The following is a 15,740-nucleotide window of genomic DNA, read 5'->3' on the forward strand; positions in this document are numbered from 1 at the left end:
ATGAGTCACATAGATTGTTACAATGTTATATCGTATGCTTATTCAGACTCGTCCTAAAAAATGCTATACTTTTACGAAGGACTATTTTTGAAACATTAAAGGATGTGAACAACATGTCATTTGACGGAATCTTTACATACGGAATCTTACAAGAATTAGATAACGCATTAACATCCGGTCGAATCGCAAAAGTCTATCAACCATTTCCAAATGAACTAATTTTACAAGTTCGAGCGAAGGGGGAAAATCGGAAGCTATTTATTTCAACTCACCCCAATTACGCACGCGTTCACTTTACAAATGAAACATATGAAAACCCGGCTGAACCGCCAATGTTTTGCATGCTTCTTCGTAAACATCTAGAAGGAAATATTATTGAACGAATCTACCAGCTAGGGCTCGATCGTATTCTCGTTATTGAAACAAAAGGTCGCAACGAAATTGGAGATGTAACATCTAAGCAGCTTATTATTGAAATTATGGGTCGCCACAGCAACATCATGCTTGTGGATAAAGAAACAAATGTCATTATCGATAGCATCAAGCACATTCCAATGGCGTTAAATCGTCACCGTACGCTACTGCCTGGTGCAACTTATGTACTGCCACCAAATCAAGAAAAGCTAGATCCTTTTGAAGCGGATGAAGAAATGGTTTTAAGAAGTTTAGACTTCAACAGTGGAAAGATTGGCAATCAGCTCGTTCAAGCTTTCGCTGGGCTCTCACCGTTGCTTGCCAATGAAATTGTCTATCGCGCTGGTCTGGCCAATCAAACTACGTTACCCAAAGCGTTTATCAATACAATGAGTGCCATTCAAAACGGCAACATGCAGCCAACCCTCACTTCGGTGCAAGGAAAAGATTACTTTCACCTTCTGTCTCTTAGCCACTTACAAGGTGAAGAAAAGACGTTCCCAACCATTAGTGAACTTTTAGACCGCTTCTATTATGGAAAAGCAGAGCGCGATCGCGTTAAGCAACAAGCACATGATTTACTTCAGTTCATGACAACTGAAAAAAAGAAAAATGAAAAGAAAATTAATAAGTTGCAAAGAACGCTACAGCAGGCTGAAAAAGCCGGTGAATACCAACTTGCAGGAGAGCTTTTAACGTCGCATTTACACCTCGTTAAAAAAGGAGATACAACCGTTGATGTCATAAACTACTATGATGAAAAGGGTGGGACGCTAACAATTGAGCTTGATCCTCAAAAAACGCCTGCTCAAAATGCGCAGAGCTACTTTACTAAATATCAAAAAGCAAAGAATTCAGTAGCAATTGTTCATGAACAAATTGAAAAAGCCCAACAAGAAATTGTCTACTTTGAATCTTTACTGCAGCAAATGGAGACAGCTTCTCACAAAGATATTGCTGAAATTCGCGAGGAGCTTGTAGAAGAAGGCTATCTACGCAATCGCCAGCAAAAGAAAAATAAAAAGCAAAAGAATTCAACTCCAACGCTTGAGCAATATAAAGCAAGTGACGGTACCGTTATCTTGGTCGGCAAAAACAACAAACAAAACGAATACTTAACGAATAAGCTGGCAGCCAGAGACCATCTTTGGTTTCATACAAAAGATACACCTGGGTCCCACGTCGTTATTCGTGACGCTGAGCCAACAGAAGAAACCATTCTTGAAGCTGCTCACCTTGCAGCTTACTTCAGCAAGGCGAAAAATTCCAGCTCCGTACCGGTTGACTTTACAAAGATTCGCCATGTAAAGAAACCGAATGGTGCTAAACCTGGTTTTGTTACTTACGACAATCAGCAAACGGTTTACGTAACGCCAAATGAAGAGCTTGTATTAAAATTAAGAGATTAATTTCAGCATAAAAAAGCGTGTCCGTCATATCATGGACACGCTTTTTCATTTAGGTTAAACCGTTTCTTCAGCTGTCATCCAAGCTGGATCTGAAGGGTTTTCTCTCCATTTAAAGAGCTTTTTCATTGCAGCTTCCTGGATGTATCCTGCTTCACTTGCCGCTTCTACAAGCGTTGAATAATCCGTTAATGAGTAAACCTGCAAACCTTCTTCTTTAAATAACTGACGCGCTTTTTCCAGTTCGTATGTAAAGATAGATACGACACCCAGTACGTTGCAGCCTTGTTCTTTTAACGCATTCACTGCTGTCAGAACACTGCCCCCAGTTGAGATTAAGTCTTCAATTACAACGACCTTTTGACCTTCTTTTACTTTTCCTTCAATTTGGTTACCACGACCATGTCCCTTCGCTTTACTGCGAACATAGCACATCGGTAACTCAAGCGCTTCGCTCACCCACGCTGCATGTGGAATTCCAGCCGTTGCTGTTCCTGCAATTACTTCTGCATTTGCAAAATATGTTTTAATCAAACTTTGCAAACCTTTAGCAATCTCTTTTCGAACACCTGGATAAGATAGCGTTAGGCGATTATCACAATAGATGGGAGATTTAATTCCAGAAGCCCATGTAAATGGGTGATCTGGTTGAAGGCTAACTGCCTGGATATCAATTAGTTGTTTGGCGATTTCTTTTCGTAAGTTTGTCATTGTGATACATGCTCCCCTTTCCATTGCTTTAACATTTGGTAATAAGCTGCTACTGGATTGCTTGCGTTTGTCACAGAGCGTCCTACTACAATAGCACTTGCTCCGTATTCTCTCGCAAGCTCAGGTGTTGCTACTCGTACTTGATCATCATTTGAATCAAGCGCCATTCGAATTCCAGGCGTTACGGTTAAAAACGATTTACCTACAGCCTTACGTATGCTTGGCACTTCATGAGTTGAGCATACCACACCATCTAATTTGCTTTGATGAGCAAGAGAAGCATAATGTGTTACAACTTCTTGCATTGAATGTGTAATAAGCTGCTGCTCTTTCAACATTGTATCAGATGTGCTTGTGAGCTGAGTCACTGCGATGCATAGCGGGCGCTGTTTACCAGCAGAAGTACCTGCTTCCAGCCCTTCAAGAGCCGATTGCATCATGTGTGTACCTCCGGCCGCATGAACGTTCACTAAATCAACGTCTAGAGAAGCCAATGATTTCATTCCATTTTTCACTGTATTCGGAATATCATGAAGCTTCAAGTCTAGAAAAATTTCATGTCCCTGCTCTTTTAAATAAGAAACGATTGCTAACCCTTCTTTATAGAAAAGCTCCATTCCTACTTTCACATAAAGAGACTCTCCTTGAAACGGTGCTAAAAAATTTTTCACATCATGAAGTGATGAAAAATCAAGAGCAATGATAAACGGCTTTTTCATGTTTTTTCCAGCTCCTTCCTACACATTCAGATACATGCTCATACCCTAAAGAATTAATTAATTTTGGCAGCTCATCGATGATAGTTGGACAGACGTAAGGATCTACAAAGTTTGCTGTTCCTACTGCAACTGCGCTCGCACCTGCGTATAAAAATTCCAGCGCATCTTCAGCCGTCGTCACTCCACCCATTCCAATGATTGGAATATTTACTTTTTGGCTCACTTCATGCACCATACGAATAGCTACTGGCTTAATTGCCGGACCTGATAATCCGCCAGTTCCGTTTGCTAACACCGGCTGTGCCGTTTTTAAATCAAGACGCATTCCCAAAAGCGTATTAATCATCGTTAATCCATCTGCTCCCGCTGATTCTACTGCTGTAGCCATCTCTACAATATTTGACACGTTCGGAGATAACTTAACGTATACAGGCACTTCCGATACCTCTTTTACCGCTTTTGTTAAGCGAGCAGCAATCACTGGATCAACGCCAAAAGCGATGCCACCTTCTTTTACGTTTGGACATGAAATATTTAACTCTAATGCTTTTACATTTGAAGCAGTTGAAATCTTCTTTGCCACTTCTACGTACTCTTCAACAGATGCACCTGCAACGTTTGCAATAATGGGTACATCGTATTTTTGAAGCCATACTAACTCTTCTGACATAACTTTTTCTAACCCTGGGTTTTGTAATCCAATTGCATTTAGCATCCCTGCTTGGGTTTCTGCCACGCGCGGTGTTGGATTTCCAAACCTTGTTTCCGCAGTTGTAGCTTTAATCATGATAGCTCCAAGCGTATCCAATGAATAAAACTGTGCATACTCTCTTCCAAACCCAAAGCATCCCGAAGCTGGCATGATGGGATTTTTTAAATTTAATCCTGGTAATTTCGTTTGAAGCATGTTCATAAAAGCACCTCCCCTGCTTGGAAAACGGGTCCATCACTACAAATTTTCTTATATGCATTAGACTCTTCAGCTTGACGACATACACATGCAAAACAAGCTCCAATTCCACAGCCCATTCTTTCCTCTAATGAAATATAAAGGGGCTTATCGCTATAGTTTGCTTCTAAAGCACGTAGCATGGGCGTTGGGCCACAAGAAAACATCGTGTCGTACGGCAGTTGAAGTCGATCAATTACGTCCGTTACAAACCCTTTTGTACCCAAAGTTCCGTCCACCGTTGCAATATGCGTGTCTCCTAGTTCGTTAAATTCTTCTTCATAAAACACATCCGCAGCTGACTGAAATCCAAGTACATGAACAACCTTGATTCCTTTTGCCATTAAGCGTTTGGACAGCTCGTATAGAGGAGGAACTCCAATCCCTCCACCTACCAATACAGCTGTTTTCCCACTTTCTAGCACATCTGTCGGAAACCCGTGACCTAAAGGTCCTAACACATCTACTGCTTCGCCTGACTGCTTGCTAGCAAGTAGCTTTGTTCCTGCACCTTCCGCACGATAAATCATCTTAAACTCATTTGCATGTTGGTTAATTTCAGCGATGCTAATCGGCCTTCTTAGAAGGGGTAAATACTGATTCTCAACGCGAATGTGAACGAACTGACCAGGCTCATTCATGAAACGAACAAGCTCGCCTTTCAGTGTTAATTCGTAAACGTTATGAGTTAAAGGACGCTGCTTGACGACTTGCATCATTTCATGTTTTTTCATACAGTTGTCACCTCACGAGCTGGGCGCGCTTCTTTCATCGGTACGGTGTGGAAGCTAATTGTTTCAAGTACGCGTAGAATTGCTTCTGCTGTATCTAGTGACGTTAAGCAAGGTACGCCATTTTCAACTGCTTCACGACGAATTTTAAATCCATCACGAGCCGGTTGCTTACCTTTTGTTAATGTGTTAACCACAAGCTGCGCTTCACCTGTGCGAATGACATCAAGTAGGTTATGATCTTGGTCGTGAATTTTGTTTACCACTTTCACGCGAATGTTTTCTTTTTCGAATACTTCTGCTGTTCCTTCTGTTGCAATAACTTGATAACCGATATTGGCAAAGCGTTTTGCAAGCTCTGTTGCTTCTTCTTTGTCTTTATCTGCTACCGTCATCAGTACTGAGCCGTATGGTTTGATTGACATTCCCGACGCAATTAAGCCTTTGTAAAGAGCTTTTTCATACGTAGAATCTTGTCCCATTACTTCACCCGTTGACTTCATTTCTGGTCCAAGCGTAATATCAACACGGCGTAGCTTCGCAAATGAGAACACCGGTACTTTTACATACACGCCTTCTTCTTCTGGATGTAGACCAGACTCGTAGCCGAGATCTTTTAGGCTTGTTCCTAAAATCACTTTTGTCGCAACATTAGCCATTGGAATGCGCGTAATTTTACTTAAGAACGGTACCGTACGACTTGAGCGTGGGTTTACTTCTAGTACATAAACCTCCCCTTTTGATAGAACAAACTGAATGTTCAGCAGTCCGATAATATTTAAGCCTTTCGCAATTCTTGTTGTATAGTCGATAATCGTGTTTTTTACTTCCTCTGATAATGTTTGAGGAGGGTAGACTGCAATTGAATCACCTGAGTGGACACCTGCGCGCTCTACGTGCTCCATAATTCCTGGAATAACCACTGTTTCACCATCAGAGATTGCATCTACTTCAATCTCTTTACCCGTTAAGTAACGGTCGATTAAAACAGGGTGGTCTGCGTGTACTTTTACTGCATTTTTCATGTAATGCAGCAGCTCTTCTTCTTTGTATACAATTTCCATTGCACGTCCACCTAGTACATAAGAAGGACGAACAAGAACTGGATAGCCGATTTCACTTGCAACAACGACTGCTTCTTCAACTGAAGTTACAGTTTTACCTAAGGGTTGCGGTACATCTAATCGAGCGAGCGTTGCTTCAAACTTTTTACGATCTTCGGCTGCATCTAAGCTTTCTAGAGATGTTCCTAAGATTTTTACACCTCTTGCTGCAAGCTCTTCTGCTAGATTGATAGCTGTTTGTCCACCGAACTGAACAACCACACCTTCTGGCTTTTCTAAGTCGATAATATGCATTACATCTTCTACCGTAAGCGGCTCAAAATATAATTTATCTGAGATACTGAAGTCAGTCGAAACGGTTTCTGGATTGTTGTTAACAATGATTGCTTCGTAACCAGCCTCTTTAATTGCCCATACGGAATGCACCGTCGCATAGTCGAATTCAATTCCTTGACCGATACGAATCGGACCAGATCCTAATACCATCACACTCTTGCGCTCCGTTACGGTTGACTCGTTTTCCTCTTCAAATGTCCCATAGAAGTAAGGTGTGCTTGATTCAAACTCTGCTGCGCATGTATCAACTGTTTTATAAACTGGTGTTACGCCATTTTGCTTGCGGAAATCATATACTTCACGCTCTGATTGATTCCACAGCTTCGCAATGGTATCATCTGCAAATCCCATTTCTTTTGCTTTCTGTAACACTTCAATATTATGAATCTCTTCTTTTAACACAGCTTCAAATGCAATTATTCGTTCAAGCTTCACTAAGAAGAATAAGTCAATCTTACTCCAATCGTGGATCTGCTCGATCGTTACGCCGCGGCGAATCGCTTCAGCGATGTAGAATAAACGCTCATCGCCTGCTTTACGAATTCGCTTTTCAATGATTTCATCGCTAAACTCATGCGCGTCTTTAAGCTCTAAGTGATGAACATTTGCTTCTAGCGAACGAACAGCCTTTAGAAGTGACTCTTCAAACGTACGACCAATTGCCATTACTTCGCCTGTTGCTTTCATTTGTGTTCCAAGCTTACGGTTAGCTGATTCAAATTTATCAAACGGCCAGCGTGGAATTTTTGATACGATGTAATCAAGCGCTGGTTCAAAGCATGCATACGTTTTTCCTGTAACAGGATTCATCATTTCATCTAGAGTTAATCCAACAGCAATTTTAGCTGCTAGCTTTGCAATTGGATATCCTGTCGCTTTCGATGCAAGTGCTGAAGAACGGCTTACGCGCGGATTTACTTCAATGACATAGTATTGAAAGCTTTCTGGGTCCAGCGCTAGCTGAACGTTACATCCACCTTCAATCTTTAATGCTCGAATAATCGTTAGTGAAGCATTTCGTAATAGCTGATATTCACGATCGCTTAACGTTTGACTTGGTGCTACAACGATAGAATCACCCGTGTGAATCCCTACTGGGTCAAAGTTTTCCATGTTACATACAACAATTGCATTATCGTTTGCATCACGCATTACTTCATATTCAATTTCCTTAAATCCAGCAATACTTTTTTCTAATAGACATTGCGTTACCGGACTGTTTTTCAAACCGCTTGTGACAATTTCAATGAGTTCTTGTTCATTATGACAAATACCGCCGCCTGTTCCGCCTAACGTGTATGCTGGACGAACAATAACTGGATAATCTACTTGTTCAACGAATGAATATGCTTCGTCAAGCGTATGGATAATTTCACTTGCTGGAACCGGCTGGTTTAGGTCGTTCATTAGAGAGCGGAACTGCTCACGATCTTCTGCTTGTTCAATAGCTGATAACTTTGTACCAAGAATTTCAACGTTAAATTCTTCTAAAATACCTGTGTTGTGAAGCTCAACAGCTAAGTTTAGTCCCGTTTGTCCTCCAAGTGTTGGGAGTAACGCATCTGGGCGCTCTTTACGAATAATTGAACTTACAAACTCAACCGTTAGAGGTTCGATATATACTTTATCTGCCATCTCGGAATCCGTCATAATCGTTGCAGGGTTGGAGTTTACAAGAATAACTTTGTACCCTTCTTCTTTTAATGCAATACATGCTTGTGCACCAGCATAATCAAATTCTGCTGCTTGACCAATGACGATTGGACCTGATCCGATTACTAAAATAGTTTGAATATCTTGACGTTTTGGCATTAGCAATTACCTACTTTCTGATTGTTTTTCATAAGTTCCATAAATTCATTAAATAATCCGTTTGCGTCCTCTGGTCCAGGTGATGCTTCTGGATGATATTGTACGGTGAACGCTGGATACTTCGTATGTTTAACTCCTTCAACTGTTCCATCATTTAACGCGATATGCGTAACTTCTAAATCCGTGTTTTCTAGTGATGCTTCACGCACCGTATAGCCATGGTTTTGAGAAGTAAGAGCAACTTTGTTTGTTCGTAAATCTTTTACAGGATGATTAGAACCTCTATGACCAAACTTCATTTTCTCTGTATCTGCTCCGCAGGCTAATGAAAATAATTGATGTCCTAAACAAATTCCGAACAAAGGTACTTTTCCTAAAATTCCGTTAATCATATCGATAGCTTCCGGCACATCTTTTGGATCTCCAGGTCCATTGCTCAGCATAATCCCATCTGGGTTCAAGCGAAGAACCTCTTCTGCAGTCACGTTGTAAGGAACTACGATGACGTCACACTGGCGAGCCGTTAATTCTCTAAGAATCCCGTGCTTCATTCCATAGTCAACTAGTACTACTTTTTGACCGCGTCCTGGGCTTGGATATGCATTTGTTGTTGATACTTTTTTAACTGAATCTGTTGGCAAGCTGTAGTTTTTAAGACCTGTAACTACCTCTTCTACGTTCACGTCCATCCCGCATACTCGACCGCGAAGCGCACCGTGCTGGCGAATTTTACGCGTTAGTTTACGCGTATCAATTCCAGCTAAACCAGGAATGTCTTTTTGTTTCAAAAACTCATCAACTGAAAGTTCACTTCTGAAATTTGATGGGACTTCGCAAACTTCTTTCACAATTAAACCATGCACAGCTGGTTCAATCGATTCAAAATCATCGCGATTAATTCCGTAGTTTCCAATCATAGGATATGTTAAAGTGACGATTTGTGCGCAGTAAGAGGGATCTGATAAAATTTCTTGATATCCCGTCATGCCTGTATTAAAGACAACTTCTCCCGTCATCTCTCTTTCGCTGCCAAATCCTTCTCCAATAAATACTGTTCCATCTTCTAAAATTAGTTGACGTTGCATACTTTAACATCCTCCCATACTTGTTTACCTTCTACTAATGTCATGATTGGCCAGCCCTTGCAAGACCAGTTTGCAAATGGTGTATTTTTACCTTTTGATACAAATTCTGCTGGATTAATCTTTCTTTCTGTTTCTAAATCAATGAGCGTCAAATCTGCTGGTTTTCCAACTTCAAGCGTTCCGTATGGAAGCTTAAACGTTTCTGCCGGCTTATTCGTTAAGTACGAAATGAGCTGCTCTAATGTAATGACTCCTTTTAAAACTAAGTTTGTATAAAGAAGTGGAAACGCGGTTTCAAGCCCAACAATTCCAAACGGAGCAAGCTCCATCCCTTTCGCTTTTTCTTCAGCCGTATGCGGCGCATGGTCTGTTGCAATGAAATCAAGCGTTCCGTCTAATAACGCTTCAATTAGCGCTTGTTGATCTTCTTTTCCGCGAAGTGGCGGGTTCATTTTGAAGTTAGCATCAAGCGATGGAATATCTTCTTCGCTTAATAAAAGGTGATGCGGCGTTACTTCGGCAGTTACGCGAATGCCTGCTTTTTTCGCATCGCGAATTGTACGAATGGACTCTTTTGTACTTACATGACATACATGGTAGTGACAGCCTGCTTCTTCCGCTAGTAGAACATCTCTTGCAATCTGCACGGCTTCACAAATAGATGGAATGCCGTTAAGCCCATGCTCTTTTGCAAACTTTCCGTCATGTACACACCCTTTGTTAATAAGTTCATTATCTTCACAATGTGCAACAATTGCTTTGTCTAGTTCAGCAGCTGTTTTCATTGCTTCTAGCATCTTTCCTGTCGACTGGACACCCACACCATCATCTGTAAAAGCAAATGCTCCGGCTTCTTTTAACCCTTCAAAGTTTGTAAGATCTTTTCCAAGCTGACGAATTGTAATGGATGCATAAGGTAGCACACGTACATGGGCTGTTTCTTCAATTTGTTTATTCAGCCATTCCATTTGTTCAACAGTATCTGGTACCGGGCGGGTATTTGGCATAGCTGCAATTGCGGTAAATCCACCTTTGGCAGCTGCTAACGTTCCCGTTTCAATTGTTTCTTTCTTTTCTCCACCAGGCTCTCTTAAATGAACATGCACATCAATAAAACCTGGTGCTACTAAATGACCGTTTGCATCAATAACCTCTTCATCCGTTGCGGGAATTTTGCTTGCAATTTCAGTGATTATGCCATTTTCAATCTTTAATTCAATTCTTTCACGCTTTCCCTCAGTTAACCATGTAGCATTTTTGATAATTGTTTTCATCATTCATTCTCCTTTCAACTGATTGTAATGATCGTGCTAAAACAGCCATTCGGATGTAAACGCCGTTTTCCATTTGTTTAAAAATTCTTGAGCGTTGACACTCAACTAGTTCATCCGCAATTTCTACCCCACGGTTGACTGGAGCCGGGTGTAAGATAATGCTGCCATTTTTCATACTTTTCTCTCGCTCAACCGTAAGGCCGTAGCGACTGTGATATTCTTCCTCTAAAGTAGAGTGGTTCTTTGAATGCCTTTCAAACTGAATTCGAAGTAACATCACCACATCAACAGTTTGTATAGCCTCATCCACGCCTATATATGTACCATATGGATTTGACTCATCTCGCCACTCTTCTGGTCCAGCGAAATAAACCGTTGCGCCTAGTTTTGTTAACATTTCAGCGTTTGAACGGGCAACGCGACTATGCCTCAAATCCCCCATAATGGCAATTCTTAAGCCTTTGAAAGACCCAAACTCTTGCTGAATCGTGAGTAAATCCAGCAGGCACTGCGTTGGATGCTGACCACAGCCATCCCCTGCATTAAGAATTGGAATCGATACTTGTTCTTGAAGTTTTTCATAATAGCGATCTTCTGGATGGCGAATGACCACCGATTGAACTCCAATTGCTGCTAGCGTCTCAATGGTGTCGTAAAGAGTTTCTCCTTTTTGGACACTTGACGTTGTCACTTCAAAAGGGATGGTTGTTAAACCTAACTTTTGCTCAGCCATTTCAAAACTGCAGCGCGTTCTCGTGCTCGCTTCAAAAAATAGGTTTGCCACAAACATCTTTTCCTTCGGGTACCACCCTCGTTGATTTACTCGATAGTTTTCAGCATCACTTAAGATTTGTAGAATTTCATTTACTTCTAGCGTTGAGACTGTCACTAAATGTTTCATATCGATTCCCTCCATTTTGTTTCATCTCATTCACTTTTTATAAAATTGAACTTCCATCAGTGAAGACTTTCTTCATCTCTACTGATTGTTAGTTAAACTTGTTAAACGTTATTTAGCAGTGTAAGTGGAATAAAAAACACCCTTTCTTGATATAGAAAGGGTGTGAGAAAACAAGCATCGTCTTTGACGCGCTGTACTACACCCTTGGAAACCTCTCTGGATTTCTTTTAAAAGGCGTTTATGAAATTTTTTGATTTTCTTGTACTTCTTCTACTTCTGAAGTCACAGCTTCCTGCTCTTTCGATTTTGGTAGTACAAGGTTTAAGATGATTCCTACAATAGTTGCAAGTGCCATTCCATCGATCTGTACTTGTTCAGAAAGCTCCAGGTGTGCTCCTCCAACTCCCAATACGAGAATGATGGATGCGATGACTAAGTTGCGTTTATCTCCAAGGTCAACCTGTCCGTCAACCATCATGCGCAGTCCTGATGCGGCAATAATTCCAAACAAGAGGATTGATACACCGCCCATGACTGGTGAAGGTACGCTCGAAATCAGCGCTGTCACTTTTCCACTAAATCCAAACAAGATGGCGATGACCGCTGCTCCTCCTAGCACAAAAACGCTAAACACTCTTGTAATTGCAAGTACGCCGATGTTTTCACCGTATGTTGTATTCGGAGGACCTCCCATTAAACCTGCAAGCATCGTTGCAACTCCATCACCTAACACCGTACGATGCAAACCTGGCTTTTCGATGTAGTTACGATCGACAATCTTATTTAACACAAGCAGATGTCCAATGTGTTCTGAAAGCGTCACTACCGCTACAGGGACCATTACTAGAATGATACCTAGCGAAATCGATGGCGTGTAGGACACGAATGGGATATAAAAATCTGGGACTGCAATGAATGGTGCTTCTTTTACTTCTTTTAAGCTTACTAAGCCTTGTGTATAGGCAAACAGATAGCCACCAACAATTCCAATGAAGATTGGAATCAAGCTAATTATGTTTTTAAAGTATACTGAGCAAATAACCGTAATAGCGAGCGTAACAAGCGCGACAAGCAGGTACTGACTGCTATAATTCCCATCAGCATCATTCATCGCCATGCTTACAGCCGTGTTAGCTAAGCCCAAGCCAATCACAATAATAACGGGCCCTACTACAATCGGTGGCAATAGCTTCATAACCCAGTTAATTCCTGTTCCTTTAATAACAAGGGCTACAATTCCGTATACTAGCCCTGCTAGGAAACAACCGACCATGGCCTGTTCAGGTCCAAGCGTTGCTTTCGCTGAAATAATTGGTGCGATAAACGCGAAGGATGACCCAAGGTAAGCGGGTACTTGCCCTCTTGTAATCAGTAGAAATGCCAGTGTCCCCACTCCACTTGATACAAGTGCTACTGCCGGGCTTAATCCTACTAAAAACGGAACTAAAATCGTCGCTCCAAACATCGCGAACAGGTGCTGAATACTAAGGGCTAACCATTTTACCGGACTTGGTCGATCGTGTATATCAAGTACAATCTGTTGTTTCATTCTTCTCTTCTCCTTTTACGCCCATAAAAAAACCTCTTTACACAAGTGCGCAAAGAGGTTTCCACAGCATGAAGCAACATGACGAATCATTCGCTTCACGCAGTGTTTCCCCCTTTTGCAGCCTCACGGGACTACCGTTTAAAAGGGCGTGTATATTATTTTTCGTAAATAGCTACTTGGTCCAGTTCATCAACTTCTGCTAACTGAACGGCAATTTTTTCTGACTTCGCTGTTGGTACGTTTTTCCCCACGTAGTCTGCACGAATTGGAAGCTCTCTATGGCCTCGATCCACAAGCACAGCCAGCTGAATCAGCTCGGGTCTGCCGATATCAATGAGCGCATCCAGCGCTGCACGAACCGTACGACCCGTGTACAATACGTCATCAACCAGTATGACGTTCTTGCTTGTAATATCCGTCGGGATATCCGACCCCTTTACAAGCGGCTCATCGTTATTCGTTACTTTTGATAAATCATCTCGATAAAGCGTAATATCTAGCTCTCCAACCGGTAGCGTTTTTCCTTCAATTTGTTCGATGCGCTCAGCTAGACGCTTTGCTATATAAATTCCGCGTGTCTTAATTCCAACAAGCACACAGTTATCAATGCCTTTATTCTTTTCAATAATTTCATGCGCGATTCTTGTTAATGCGCGACGAATTGCTTGGTCATCTAGTACAGTTGCTTTTACATTCATCTGTTCTTCACCCCAATTATGACATAAAAAAATCCTCTACCGCTAAGGTGAGAGGATTAAAACGCCTACGTTTATCTGTAGAAAAGGGTATAAAAAACCCACGTTTTGTACGTTTCCTTCTCAGCCTCACGGGACTGTCTTTAAAGGTTCTCATTAAGTTATCTACAGTATGACAGTTTCATTACTTCTTGTCAACTTCTTTTTTTAAGTAGCTCCAGCATTTCTTCAAATACTTTTGGTACAGGTGCTTCAAACTCAATATATTCGTTTGTACGAGGGTGAACAAAACCTAACACGCCAGCATGAAGTGCTTGTCCTTCAATAGGAAGCGTCTTTTTTGGCCCATACTTTGGGTCTCCTGCAAGAGGAAAACCAATGTACTTCATGTGAACGCGAATTTGGTGCGTTCTTCCCGTTTCAAGCTTACACTCCACTAATGAAAAATCTTTAAAGCGTTCCAATACTGTAAAATGCGTTACGGCATCGCGAGATCTATCATCCGTAACAGTCATACTTTGACGCTCTTGCTTATCGCGGCCAATTGGTGCATCAATTGTACCATGATCATGTTGAATAACGCCGTGTACAATCGCTTTGTAACGTCGCGTTACTGTTTTAGCAACGAGCTGATTTACAAGTGATTCATGAGCCATATCATTTTTTGCCACCATTAGCAGTCCAGACGTATCTTTATCAATACGGTGTACAATCCCTGGTCTCATTACTCCGTTAATGCCAGATAAATCTTTGCAGTGAGCCATTAAGCCGTTTACAAGGGTCCCAGTATAATGACCTGGAGCTGGATGAACAACCATACCTCTAGGCTTGTTTACGACTAGCACGTCTTCATCTTCATAATAAATATCTAGGTCCATTTCTTCGGCAACAATGTCCGGTTCTTTTAAATCAGGCACTTCTAATGTAACAACGTCCCCAACTTTACATTTATAGTTTCCTTTTACCGTATCGCCGTTTACTTTTGCAAACTCATCTTTAATCCACTGCTGAACCTGTGAACGTGACCATTCTGTATTAGCAGTTGCTAATACCTTATCGATACGTTCACTTTTTTGTCCTTCTTCAATAACAATTTCAACTACGCTCATTCTTTCGTGCTCTCCTTCTTTTGCTTTCCTTCAAATAACGTGAGGATAAACATAATACCAACACCAACTACCAATGCTGAATCCGCAACGTTAAAGATTGGAAAATCGTATGTGAAAATGTATGTATTAACGAAATCCACCACTTCTTGGCGAAAAACACGGTCAATAAAGTTCCCTATTGCTCCACCTAACATCAGTCCAAGCGCTACTCCAAGCCACTTATCCGCTTTATTTATCTTCCGAATATACACGATAAGCCCTATGACAACAATAATGGTGATAACATAAAAAAACCACATTTGTCCTTGTAAAATGCCCCAAGCTGCTCCTCTATTTCGATGTGAAGTAATATACAAAAAGTTGTCAATAACCGGAATACTTTCACCAAGTTCCATTTCTTTAACTACAATCCACTTTGTTAACTGGTCAAAAATAATAATAGCCAAAGCAATCATATAATAAAACAAAGCCGTTTCCTCCTGCCGTAAAGTCAAACGAATCCATACTACAGCATTTTAGCATATATTTTATATTTTTTCTCGCTTCTTACCATAAAACAAATAAATCTTGTTCCGTTCTGGCGGTTGGGATGACTTTTAATTTGTGAATACACATTTGTTCCCCCGTATTTTCATCGATTCCAAACGCTCCGACATCAAGCTTTGCTAAAGCTCGCTCTACATCTTTTAAATCTGCTTTAATCATATCAATAACGTATCGTTCTTTATAGGCTTCATATTTCATCTCATTCGTATTACCATCATATTGAATTAGGCGTTCTTGTAGTTCTTCCTTTATAACTGATAGTTCTTGTCCAATTGAAAGGTACTGCTCGTACATTAAACCGCCTCCTTATCGATGAAATCAATCTTATTGATTTTATCGTTACCGATATTGAGACGATTGCAACACGACAAGTTTTTCCTTCCTTCAAAAACCTCATAACAATACGTGTTGGGAATTTCGTACAGTCTTTTTTCCAAAA

General features: G+C 41.0%; 14 protein-coding genes. 1 reads left to right on the plus strand and 13 read right to left on the minus strand.

Annotated features, from left to right (window positions below):
* Positions 1 to 113: 113 nt before the first annotated feature.
* Entirely contained in the window at positions 114 to 1,823 is a 1,710-nt protein-coding gene (locus BFL01S_RS00595; protein ID WP_025909046.1) for an Rqc2 family fibronectin-binding protein, read from the plus strand.
* Between the two features lie 54 nt (positions 1,824 to 1,877).
* On the opposite strand, the gene pyrE is transcribed toward BFL01S_RS00595, so the two are convergent.
* From pyrE to BFL01S_RS00660, 13 genes are all read right to left on the minus strand, one after another.
* Positions 1,878 to 2,531 (minus strand): orotate phosphoribosyltransferase, encoded by a 654-nt coding sequence (pyrE, locus tag BFL01S_RS00600; protein ID WP_025909047.1) that lies wholly within the window; start codon positions 2,529 to 2,531, stop codon positions 1,878 to 1,880.
* Positions 2,528 to 3,250: an orotidine-5'-phosphate decarboxylase gene (gene pyrF, locus BFL01S_RS00605; protein ID WP_061784605.1), complete on the minus strand. Its 723-nt coding sequence runs from the start codon at positions 3,248 to 3,250 to the stop codon at positions 2,528 to 2,530. Before pyrF ends, pyrE begins: the two co-directional genes overlap by 4 nt.
* Positions 3,222 to 4,163 carry a dihydroorotate dehydrogenase gene (locus BFL01S_RS00610; protein WP_061784606.1) on the minus strand — a complete coding sequence of 314 codons (942 nt, stop codon included), beginning with the start codon at positions 4,161 to 4,163 and terminating at the stop codon, positions 3,222 to 3,224. The genes pyrF and BFL01S_RS00610 overlap by 29 nt, the downstream gene beginning before the upstream one ends.
* Complete coding sequence (locus tag BFL01S_RS00615) at positions 4,160 to 4,933, minus strand: dihydroorotate dehydrogenase electron transfer subunit (RefSeq protein WP_025909050.1); 774 nt, start codon at positions 4,931 to 4,933, stop codon at positions 4,160 to 4,162. Before BFL01S_RS00615 ends, BFL01S_RS00610 begins: the two co-directional genes overlap by 4 nt.
* Positions 4,930 to 8,142 (minus strand): carbamoyl-phosphate synthase large subunit, encoded by a 3,213-nt coding sequence (gene carB / locus BFL01S_RS00620; protein WP_025909051.1) that lies wholly within the window; start codon positions 8,140 to 8,142, stop codon positions 4,930 to 4,932. Before carB ends, BFL01S_RS00615 begins: the two co-directional genes overlap by 4 nt.
* Positions 8,142 to 9,227, minus strand: a complete 1,086-nt coding sequence (locus BFL01S_RS00625) for a carbamoyl phosphate synthase small subunit (protein WP_025909052.1) — start codon at positions 9,225 to 9,227, stop codon at positions 8,142 to 8,144. Before BFL01S_RS00625 ends, carB begins: the two co-directional genes overlap by 1 nt.
* Positions 9,212 to 10,501, minus strand: a complete 1,290-nt coding sequence (gene pyrC, locus BFL01S_RS00630; protein WP_061784607.1) for a dihydroorotase — start codon at positions 10,499 to 10,501, stop codon at positions 9,212 to 9,214. The genes BFL01S_RS00625 and pyrC overlap by 16 nt, the downstream gene beginning before the upstream one ends.
* Complete coding sequence (locus tag BFL01S_RS00635; protein ID WP_061784608.1) at positions 10,464 to 11,402, minus strand: aspartate carbamoyltransferase catalytic subunit; 939 nt, start codon at positions 11,400 to 11,402, stop codon at positions 10,464 to 10,466. The genes pyrC and BFL01S_RS00635 overlap by 38 nt, the downstream gene beginning before the upstream one ends.
* A 238-nt stretch (positions 11,403 to 11,640) precedes the next feature.
* Positions 11,641 to 12,951, minus strand: coding sequence for a uracil-xanthine permease family protein (locus BFL01S_RS00640; protein ID WP_061784609.1), 1,311 nt, complete (start codon positions 12,949 to 12,951; stop codon positions 11,641 to 11,643).
* Between the two features lie 155 nt (positions 12,952 to 13,106).
* Positions 13,107 to 13,649, minus strand: coding sequence for a bifunctional pyr operon transcriptional regulator/uracil phosphoribosyltransferase PyrR (gene pyrR / locus BFL01S_RS00645; protein WP_025909056.1), 543 nt, complete (start codon positions 13,647 to 13,649; stop codon positions 13,107 to 13,109).
* A 191-nt stretch (positions 13,650 to 13,840) separates the two neighbouring features.
* Positions 13,841 to 14,755, minus strand: a complete 915-nt coding sequence (locus BFL01S_RS00650; protein WP_025909057.1) for an RluA family pseudouridine synthase — start codon at positions 14,753 to 14,755, stop codon at positions 13,841 to 13,843.
* Positions 14,752 to 15,222, minus strand: a complete 471-nt coding sequence (lspA, locus tag BFL01S_RS00655; protein WP_025909058.1) for a signal peptidase II — start codon at positions 15,220 to 15,222, stop codon at positions 14,752 to 14,754. The genes BFL01S_RS00650 and lspA overlap by 4 nt, the downstream gene beginning before the upstream one ends.
* Positions 15,223 to 15,301: 79 nt before the next feature.
* Positions 15,302 to 15,595 (minus strand): hypothetical protein, encoded by a 294-nt coding sequence (locus tag BFL01S_RS00660; protein WP_061784610.1) that lies wholly within the window; start codon positions 15,593 to 15,595, stop codon positions 15,302 to 15,304.
* Between the last annotated feature and the right edge of the window lie 145 nt (positions 15,596 to 15,740).

Source organism: Priestia flexa NBRC 15715, from assembly GCF_001591565.1.
Lineage (GTDB): Bacteria > Bacillota > Bacilli > Bacillales > Bacillaceae_H > Priestia > Priestia flexa.